The organism is Photorhabdus temperata (assembly GCF_025384845.1).
GTDB lineage: Bacteria > Pseudomonadota > Gammaproteobacteria > Enterobacterales > Enterobacteriaceae > Photorhabdus > Photorhabdus temperata.
Map to the genome: position 1 here is coordinate 1 of NZ_JAJAFX010000088.1, position 8931 is coordinate 8931.

General features: G+C 46.1%; 8 protein-coding genes. All 8 read left to right on the forward strand.

The features are described from left to right. Positions 1–1328 (forward strand): type VI secretion system tip protein TssI/VgrG (gene tssI / locus LGZ99_RS22350; protein WP_262979632.1); only part of this gene is annotated, 1328 nt, incomplete at its 5' end. 2 nt (positions 1329–1330) lie between these two features. Next, the gene (locus LGZ99_RS22355) at positions 1331–2683 is read left to right on the forward strand and encodes a VRR-NUC domain-containing protein (protein WP_262979633.1); all 1353 of its coding nucleotides are present in this window, start codon (positions 1331–1333) and stop codon (positions 2681–2683) included. Positions 2684–2698: 15 nt separating this feature from the next. Then, entirely contained in the window at positions 2699–3844 is a 1146-nt protein-coding gene (locus LGZ99_RS22360) for a DUF3396 domain-containing protein (protein ID WP_262979634.1), read from the forward strand. Between the two features lie 3 nt (positions 3845–3847). Next, the gene (locus LGZ99_RS22365; RefSeq protein ID WP_262979635.1) at positions 3848–5665 is read left to right on the forward strand and encodes a hypothetical protein; all 1818 of its coding nucleotides are present in this window, start codon (positions 3848–3850) and stop codon (positions 5663–5665) included. Next, positions 5662–6630 (forward strand): hypothetical protein, encoded by a 969-nt coding sequence (locus LGZ99_RS22370; protein WP_262979636.1) that lies wholly within the window; start codon positions 5662–5664, stop codon positions 6628–6630. The genes LGZ99_RS22365 and LGZ99_RS22370 overlap by 4 nt, the downstream gene beginning before the upstream one ends. Continuing rightward, entirely contained in the window at positions 6627–7595 is a 969-nt protein-coding gene (locus LGZ99_RS22375) for a hypothetical protein (protein ID WP_262979637.1), read from the forward strand. The genes LGZ99_RS22370 and LGZ99_RS22375 overlap by 4 nt, the downstream gene beginning before the upstream one ends. Next, entirely contained in the window at positions 7592–8560 is a 969-nt protein-coding gene (locus LGZ99_RS22380; RefSeq protein ID WP_262979638.1) for a hypothetical protein, read from the forward strand. Before LGZ99_RS22375 ends, LGZ99_RS22380 begins: the two co-directional genes overlap by 4 nt. Continuing rightward, positions 8557–8733: a hypothetical protein gene (locus tag LGZ99_RS22385; protein WP_262979639.1), complete on the forward strand. Its 177-nt coding sequence runs from the start codon at positions 8557–8559 to the stop codon at positions 8731–8733. The genes LGZ99_RS22380 and LGZ99_RS22385 overlap by 4 nt, the downstream gene beginning before the upstream one ends. Positions 8734–8931: the final 198 nt, after the last annotated feature.

An 8931-nucleotide genomic window follows, 5' to 3' on the forward strand; every position in this document is an offset into this window, starting at 1 on the left:
AGTACCGGCTGGAAGCTTTACGTGCCGGCAGCAAATCAGGGCAAGCGGACAGTAACTGTATTCGATTAATGCCGGGCAGGATCTTCACATTAACCCACCACCCGATTGACGCCATGAACGACCGCTGGCAAGTCGTCTCTTCCCAACATAAAGGGCATGTGCCCGCCGTTTTGGGTGATGGCGGAGCCGGCACTACGCTAAATTCACAGACCCAATTTATTCCAGGCCGCAACGACTGGCGTCCCCCCTACCGCTATAAGCCCCTGGCCGACGGCGATGAAGTCGCCACGGTTGTCGGGCCGGGCACGGAAGAAATTTATGTGAATAAAGAGGGGGCGGTTCGCGTTCACTTCCACTGGAACCGTTACGACGCGCCTGACGACCAGGCCTCCTGCTGGGTACGGGTAGCACAAGGCTGGAATGGCAACGGATTTGGCTTTCTGGCCACACCGCGAGTCGGCCAGGAAGTGATTATCGCCTATCTCAACGGCGATATTGACCGCCCCATTATTACCGGATGTACCTATAACGCGCTTAACCGTCCGCCGCTGAATTTACCGGCGGAAAAGACCCGCACCACCTTCAGAACCAAAACCCATAAAGGTCATGGCTTTAACGAATTGCGTTTTGAGGATGAAAACGGCAGCGAGGAAGTGTTTATTCACGCTCAACGGGATATGAAGACGCAGGTTCTCAGGGATAAAACCACACAGATAAACCATGACCAGAAAACAGAAGTCAAACATAACCGCACCACCATTATTAAAAACGATGATGACGAGGCTGTGCAGGGCTTCCAGACACTTGAAGTCAGTCAAAATCAAACGGTGACCATTAAAGGTCAGCAAGCCATTTCAATTGGTAAAAGCCATCAATTTAACGTCACCGATAACCAGCAAATTGCCGTGGGTAAACATATCACTGTGCACTCGGAAAGCGGGCAAATCACTATTGGGAACGCGGGCGGGCAGATAGTCATTGACCCAATGGGAAATATCCGTATCGAAGGTGTCAGTATCACAATGTCTGACCATATCACTGGCAAGAAATCCGCCGATGCGCTGTTTGACTACTCTGCACGCTATACCCTGCGAAGTGAGCAAAGCGGTAAGCCGCTGGTGGATACCCTCTATACCATCACCACCAACAGTGGTCAGGTCCTCTCCGGTAAAACCGACGCGCTAGGCAGAACCGTGACCGTACAGAGTGCGGATGAAGAAAATCTGCAACTGGATTCGCCAGAAGCCCCACCGAAACCGAAGAAAACCTTATACCGGGTCAGTGGTAACACACCGGTAGAATATGTTATGGAGTTTAAGGAGAAATAAGTATGGCAATATCCAACAGCGGCAACCTATGTCCGGCCGTCACCTCAATTAATTGCACAATGGAAATAGGGGTTTTTCCCGCCGATGAAGACCCCTGCTACCTGGCAGAAAAAGCCGAATACGCCCTGCGGCTGCCGGCAATGATTGTCACTAAGCAGGGCGCCATTCGTTTTCTTAATCAAATCATTATGAGTGGGTTGATTAAAGTCGAGGAATACAAACATGATTTCCTGTGGTCCTATAAAGCGGAAGTAGTATTTGCTATCCGAGGGAAAAAGGACGCTCCTCTGCCTATGCTAGCGACCAGTCAAATCTCTAAGCAACGTTATGGTGATAATTTACCGCAATCCAGTAATCCGTTTGCCCGACCTTCTGCCGAAGACGCAGAGAAATTTGGGGTTGTTGGTATTCGGCGTCCCGATATTATTCTGGTTAAAAATGAAGCTCTCCGCTGGCCGGGCAGAAACGCCACTTACTTCGATGGTTCTGTGCACCCCGATAATCTGAAAATGTTGATTGAAGTGAAATTTCCAGGGGATGCACTCAGTAAAGGGCAAGAAAAGGATTATATCCAGATTGCTACCCGTGATCGTTTTGGTGTGATGCGCGTCGACGATAGCCGCACAGAAGAGCAAAAGCAGTATGATGAAACGTGGCGAGAACACTATCAACCCGGTTCACAACACTATAAAAATCCGATACCGCTGGCTCCCCTGCCACCCGGTTCACCTCCTGATAATGCCCCCACACCACCCGAAGAGGGCGTACCGGGGACTATTCCGCAACCGCTGACAAAAAACCTGCCGCTTGTCAGTACCGCCCCCTGGTCTTTTTTACCCAGCTATGAAGACTGGGTCATTCTCGGGCAGGAAGTCGCTGACCTGACAGAACAAGGGTTAGATTACATCCGTAACAGTACTCGTGAACTCCTTGCCCAGTTTGGAGCATGGTTCAATGAAGCCGGTAAGTGGGTATGTGAAGAGATCATTGATCCGGTCACTCATCAGGTCAGCTACGCTTTTTCCTGGGTCAGTGAACAGACGGGGAAAATCGTAACCTGGACTGAGAGTGAGATAAAAGCCCGGTGGCAAACCGTGCAACAGGGCTCAGATATCACCCTGGAAGAGCTCAAAAACATGAGCTGGATGCAAATATTAAAAGCAGTGGGTGAAGGAATGCTGGAAGTGGTTGTGATTATTGCTGGCGTTGCCGCTGTTATCCTTGTCACCCTTGTCGTTGCTGCGGCGCTGATTGCACTGGTGGAAATTTTAGCTGCCGCCGCCGCAGTCAGCGCCGCCGCGTTAGCTGCCGTCCTGGCAATATTGGCGAGTGTCACATTCGCCACCGCCTCATAATTCACGGAGAACATGATGGAAACTGTAGATTACTTTGCCCAACTGAGATCACAACTGACCTCTTTTCTTTTTATCAATGGCGATGAACTAACCGTTTCCCGCCTGGGTCTCTCAATTACCCTGTTTTTTAAACAGGGCTACACACAGGAGAAAAAACAACGCATTCTGGCCTGTTATCGCCGTTTTCGCGAAGAATTTGGCACTCACCTGCGTTTTCATACTCATGAGCTGAAAGGGTTAAAAAAATATTCACCGGAAAATATTGCCAAAGTGGAAGAGGGTATTCTTAATCAGAAAAAGAATCAGCTTTCTAGCTGGGATATTAGTGACGCAAAAAATCTCTATGAAGCCCCCCACTATCTGATGCATTACCTGGATTCCCGAGAAATTGATGGTGATGACAGTAGCTCTTACCTGAGTCTGGTACTGCCCTGGGATTATTTGAAGGAACAAGAGGGCATGGCTCGCTTTATGGCCTGGCTGGATTTTCTGTGTGAACAGCTCGAACCTGACTGGGGAGACTGTGGTTATTGTCTGGTCCTGCCCAGAGATTATCATGATTATTTCCCCTTAGAGTATCAACTGGCCCTACGCTACCCCACCCTGCAAGTCAACTCTACGGTTCATACCACACTGGATGATTATGCCGATTCTATACGGAGCATGAACTGGATCACCCTGCTGTCCAAACGCTTTGTCGGACGGCTAGGCGGAGAATATTGGATACGTAAGACACTGGCACGCTACCCGGATGTGGTGATTAGTCCTTACTCCAATGGTCTGATGATCCGCGCAGGCAAATACCCGGATCTGACACCGCTGCCGGGCAGTGTCCCGGAGAGTTATTTTGCTATTAACCAGCTGATTCGCCCGATACGTTTTGTGCCGGGAGAAGGTGATTCCCTGCACTTTCACGGTGCAGGTCATTTTAATGATACTTCTACACAAGCCTGGTATGCCCGCTATGACCGGGGTCCCCTGCATGTAACCCCGGTGAGAAGCGGCGAACCAATGCTTGTCAGCGGATTCTGGCGCACCGACAGCCAGCCTGACAAACAATATTTCTTTGTTCAGGGCGCGACTGCCTTTGATATTCAGGGCGCAGAGCCGCGGACAACTGTATGGCATCTAATACGGGAAGCAGAAAATAGGAATGAGTAAAGGGTGAGAAGCAAAAAAGAGACGCGGGAAGAAGAAGACGCGCAGGAGTTCCAATTTTTCAGTGAAATCCTCTCCGGTCTGCTCGGCAACCTGCAATCTTCCCGCCCCGGCCAACAGGTTTTGGCAAAACTTGCCGCCAAAGAGTCGGACAGCAACGGGGATGGCAACTTCTGGCGCACCATTACCGGCAGTGTTATCACCGTACTGAATAACGACAAAGTCAAATCACCGATGCTTAAGAGCCAGTTTATTCGCGGAGTCGATAATATTCTGCTGGGCATGGGGACATTTTTGGCAACCGTCTGTGTTGATCCTGGTCAGGCGATTCATCAGGGGGCAAATTACGTCCGGCAACTTCCCCAGAAAGCCATTGACCGGATAACCCAACAATTTGTTCCCGCCCTGTTATCTACGTTGGGCGTGGTGATTGAACCGGATGGCCGGGTGGCGCTCAGTGAACAGAGTTATCAGGAAGTGCTTAAACGGCTGGAATCGAAAACAAATCGTCACCTGCCAGATCCAGCGGTACAGACACAGGCTATTGGGGAGCGAATAATTAACTGGAGCAAACGTCTAGGATCACTCGGCGACAAACCGGTGATAACCTTGCCGGAAGTTAAGACCCTTGCAGACTCGCCAGTTCAGCTTTTTACCTTAGACGGGGCCGGTAAACCGTCCATTGGTTTACTGTTTGACTCCTCACTGACCGGCGTCAGCCTGTTTCTGAATGCTCTCACCCTGGCGGATGTGGCTATGCAGACAGAATATGCCCGCAACAACCCGTTACAGCCCGGACCGTCCTATATGAGCCTGCTGCGCTTTAGTACCGCGGTGATTGGTATGAGTGCCGATTTGACCTCTATTGGTTCGACGCTGGCAAGTAAAGTGAATTCCCCGATAGTCAAAGCGCTGATGAACGGCATAAAAGTGCCTGCTGTCAATACGGCTATGGTCAGTCAATTCTCCCGTGTTGCCGGTAGCGTGGCAGGCTATTTAGGGGCACTGGTCTCCTTCTATGATGCCAGTAATGCGTTCAACGTGGGTAATAGCGTAGAAGCTTATAGTGATATCGCTATCGGAACAGGCACCATTATCCTAACAACGGTAGGATTAGTCTTCTTTACCGCCGGCTCGGTCATGACAGCAGGACTGCTGGCATGGCTGGCTGTGGGAGCCAGTTTGCTTGTCGGTGGCAGTATTATACAGGCCAGCAGCGCCTGGTCAGATTTGGAGAAAGTGCTGAATAACTGTTTTTGGGGGGCTGGAAAGAAATATGCTTTCTGGCAGGTAGACTCTAGACCCACTATCACAGCACAATTAAACAAAGCAAGAGAAATGGATAATGACACACAAAATTATTTTGTTATCGAAAACCAAGAGTTTTTAAATCTCTTTATTCAGCCACAACTGAAAATACATCAGGAGTTTGGTGTCACGACCTATTGTTTTACCCTGCCAGCTTTTCAGATGGGTCTCTCAGATATTCGCGGGATATTTGTGACTCCATTCAGAACTCCCTACTACTGGGAAGGAAAAATCGATTATATTGAAATTAACCGCCGCAAATATATCCCTGATACCTTCCGTAGTACCAAATTCAGGGAAGCTAAAGAGCGGGCCAAATTGACCCTGAATGGCAATACGGCAACGCTGGAAATAGTCATCTCAGAAACTATGGGCGTTTATTCCCGCAATAGTGAACTGTACTGGTACTACGAGCAATCAGAAAATGTCATTGCCCCTTTACGCTATCTCCAGGGAGAAAAACCCACATCAGAAAATACCATTAAGGGCAGTCTTGACGGGGAGCGCACACTATGAAGCAACGATTAAAAAACTTACTCAAAAAATGGTTTCCCACTATTCATCCGCTACCAGCCAAACGCCTGACCCGCTGGGAAAAAGAACTTCTGACGGCACCACCGGATATTAAGGATACAGAAACCATTAAGCATGTGGAAATACTGGATCGCCTTAATGATAAGGAGTGTTGGGTCAGAAATCCCCAGCATCGTTATCGGAGTATTGTTTTAATCCCAGTAACTCTGGGGATTATTAGTAGTCTGGTATTAAACGTTAACGACTTTATGGAATCGAGAAAAAAAAATGAAGCATGGATTCATAGTTGGGTAAACTTAGCGAAAAAAAAATATGGAGAAGAATTTTATCTACGCACTGACTTGCCCGATTACATGGAAGATGCCCGTTATATTGGTAATGATAGAAAAATTTCCCTAAGAAAATATTTACATTACCGTTATAACTATTTTGAATATAGCGACTATTATTTAAAAGTCGATATAGGTTTCCTACTGCTTTATCTGCTAATTATTCCACCTTTTGTTTATTGTGTATTTTTCTGGCAGAGACAGGCACCATTAATTATCGATCGTGAACGGCAGATCTTTTACACCTGGTATAAAGGCAAAGCCTATGCCGCCCGTTATCCACAATTAGGCATGCTCGAAAAAACCAATATTCTGTATCTCAAAGTCTACGGACTGGATGAAAATAATAACCTTATTGAGCGTGTCTTTATCCCTAACGTCAGCAGCTATACTTTTGCCTTCTTAAGCAGTGGCAATGATAAAGCGCTGGCAGTCGCCTTTATGGTGAAATTCCTATTAAACGGCAAAGAAGCGGTCAGTAAAGTGGATTATAAACGCCGTGGGCCGCTTATCTGGTGGAGCAAAGATAAAAGACCTGCGGATTTAGATGCACAAATTCCATTGATTTTGGCAGAATTGGATCGCTTAGGTCCCCCTGATGAAGATCTTTCTGAATGAAAGCAGCATTAAAAAACTTACTCAAAAAATGGTTTCCAACTATTCATCCACTGCCAGCCAAACGGCTGGCACGCTGGGAAAAAGAACTTCTGGCGGCACCACCAGATATTAAGGATGCAGAAACAATTAAACATGTGGAAATACTAGATCGCCTTAATGATAAAGAATGCTGGGTTAGAAACCCTCAGCGCCGCCTAAGGGGTATTAACTTGATCCCTGTAACTCTAGGATTAATTACCAGCCTGGTATTAACAGTGAATGATTTTATAAAAGAACGAAAGAGTAATGAATCAGAAATTTATCATTGGGTTGATGTAGCCAAAAAAGAGTATGGTGAGAAGTTTTATCTACGTAATGACTTACCTGACTATTTGAATGGTATGAACTATATTGGTGACGATAAAAATCTCTCACTAAGAAAATACCTGCATTACCGTTATAATTATTATACATATAGCGACTATCTCCTTAAAGTCGATCTAGGTTTCCTACTGCTCTATCTGCTAATTATTCCACCTTTTTTTTATTGTGTATTTTTCTGGCAGAGACAGGCACCATTAATTATCGATCGCGAACGGCAGATTTTTTACACCTGGTATAAAGGTAAAGCCTATGTTGCCCGTTATCCACAAGTAGGTATGGCAGAAAAAACTAATATTCTGTTCCTCAAAGTCTACGGTCTGGACGAAAACAATAACCTTATCGGGCGTGGTTTTATCCCTAACGTCAGCAGCTATACTTTTGCCTTCTTAAGCAGTGGCAATGATAAAGCGCTGGCGGTGGCCTTTATGGTGAAATTCTTATTAAACGGCAAAGAAGCGGTCAGTAAAGTGGATTATAAACGCCGTGGGCCACTTATCTGGTGGAGCAAAGATAAAAGACCCGCTGATTTAGACGCCCAAATTCCGTTGATTTTGGCAGAACTGGATCGCTTAGGTCCCCCAGATGAAGATCCTTCCGAATGAAAGCAGCATTAAAAAGCTTACTCAAAAAGTGGTTTCCCACTATTCATCCACTGCCAGCTAAACGGCTGGCACGCTGGGAAAAAGAGCTTCTGACAGCGCCACCGGATATTAAGGATTCAGAAACCATTAAGCACGTGGAAATACTGGACTACCTTAATGACAAGGAATGCCATATCCGAAATCCTCAACGCCGTTTCCGTAGTATCACCTTAATTCCAGTAACTCTGGGAATTATCAGTAGCTTAATATTGAACGTTAACGATTTTATTGAAACATGGCGGGCAGCGGAAAAAAATCTGCTTTGGTCTGTTAACGATGCAAAAAAAGATTATGGCGAAGAATTTTATTTAAACCCTGCTCTACCAGATTTTCTTAAAAAATATGAATATATTGCTCATGATGAAAAAATTTCACTAAGAAAATACTTGTATTGTCGCTATAACTTTTACCCAAGTAGCTCTCGGCTGCTCATAATTGATATAAGCTTCCTGCTGCTCTATCTACTGATTATCCCACCTTTTGTTTATTGTGTATTTTTCTGGCAGAGACAGACACCGTTAATTATCGACCGTGAACGACAGATTTTTTACACCTGGTATAAAGGCAAAGCCTATGCCGCCCGTTATCCACAATTAGGCATGTTGGAAAAAACCAATATTCTGTATCTCAAAGTCTACGGACTGGATGAAAACAATAACCTTATCGAGCGTGTCTTTATCCCTAACGTCAGCAGCTATACTTTTGCCTTCTTAAGTAGTGGTAATGACAAAGCGCTGGCAGTGGCCTTTATGGTGAAATTCTTATTAAACGGCAAAGAAGCAGTCAGTAAAGTGGATTATAAACGCCGTGGGCCACTTATCTGGTGGAGTAAAGATAAAAGACCCGCTGATTTAGACGCCCAAATTCCACTGATTTTGGCAGAATTGGATCGTTTAGGTCCCCCTGATGAAGATCTTTCCGAATGAAAGCTGCATTAAAAAACTTACTTAAAAAATGGTTTCCCACTATTCATCCACTGCCAGCCAAACGACTGGCTTGCTGGGAAAAAGAACTTCTGGCGGCACCACCGGATATTAAGGATTCAGAAACCATTAAACACGTGGAAATACTGGACCGCCTTAATGATAAGGAGTATTGAGTCAGAATATCCGCAGTGCGACGACCAATATGTCAGGACGAAACCCACCACGCCAACCGGGTAGTTTATAAAAAGAGAATGAAGAACTGAGCATCCATATTTGAACCAACTCGCTCTATTTCAGGCAAAATATTACCTTTTACCGCCATCCTATGCCTGAAATAGACTTTGCGAAGCAATCAATGTCGCCCCACAAGA